We start from the raw sequence: 1,022 nt of genomic DNA on the forward strand, positions 1-1,022 counted from the left end.
GGGCAAGACGCTCGTTGTAGACAACGCTGACATACTGCGAGCCGTGATCCGAATGATGAATGAGACCTGTTGTTTCCTCAGCAGACGCGATCGCCTGGTTGAGAGCTTGCAGCGGCAACGCTTCGGTGCGCATGGAATCTGATAACGCCCACCCAACGATCCGTCGGGAGTAAACATCGGTGACAAACGCGGCATACACAAAGCCTTTCTTCGTGCGCACGTAGGTAATATCAGCCACCCACAGCTTGTTCGGGCCTTCGGCTTTGAATTCTCGCTCCACCAAGTCCGGGCGTAAATCCGGCCTTTGAGGTGTGCGAGTGGTCATAGGCGAGCGGCCTTTGCCTTTGCCTGATACACCGGCTAGACGCATCAGCCGCGCGGTTTGTTCACGACCGATATCGATTCCGTCACGATGAAGAGCATGCCACATTTTCCGCACACCGTAGATGCCGTAATTATCCCGATGGATAGCACTAATGCGTTCAACCAGCACAGCATCACGAAGGCGGCGAGCACTTACCCCACGGGCCTTGGACTGACGATACCCACGCGAGGTGATGAACCCACCAGCGCGGTTTTTCTTCAACGTCTTACAGATGAACTCGACAGAGAAACGATTCCGGTATTCATCGATGAACCGGATCATTTCCGACGTTTTGGGTCGAGTTCCGACGCGAAAAAAGCTGAGGCAGCCTTTAAAAGTTCATTGGTGTCGCGTAGCTCTTGATTTTCACGGCGAAGCCTCGCGTTTTCGGCGGCCAGATCTTCAGGCACGGGTTCTGGGATGTTTCCCGCACGGCGGGCCTGTTGGGTCCATTGACGGGCTGTGTGCCATGACACCCCCAGCTTTGGGGCTACTGCCTGGCACGCGGCTTGCATCGACATATTTTCCGCCAAGATGCGGTCCTCTACAAGACGGACCACACGATCCTTCGCATCCTGGTCAAATTTTCTTGGCATATTCCAGATTTTCCCATCTACTCAAACGGAACAAAACCTGGGACACTTCATAGTCCACTTCA

General features: G+C 54.3%; 1 protein-coding gene and 1 pseudogene. Both read right to left on the reverse strand.

Features of this window, described 5'->3' with window-relative positions; all coding sequences use genetic code 11:
• Window positions 1–646, reverse strand: a 646-nt coding sequence (locus MHY22_RS11455; protein WP_150851862.1) for an IS3 family transposase, incomplete at its 3' end; no start/stop codon positions are given.
• Window positions 643–985: pseudogene (locus MHY22_RS11460) on the reverse strand (transposase). The pseudogene MHY22_RS11460 and the gene MHY22_RS11455, both read right to left, overlap by 4 nt.
• Window positions 986–1,022 lie beyond the last annotated feature (37 nt).

Origin of the sequence: Corynebacterium sp. ACRPO, assembly GCF_022347205.1 — a bacterium.
Lineage (GTDB): Bacteria > Actinomycetota > Actinomycetes > Mycobacteriales > Mycobacteriaceae > Corynebacterium.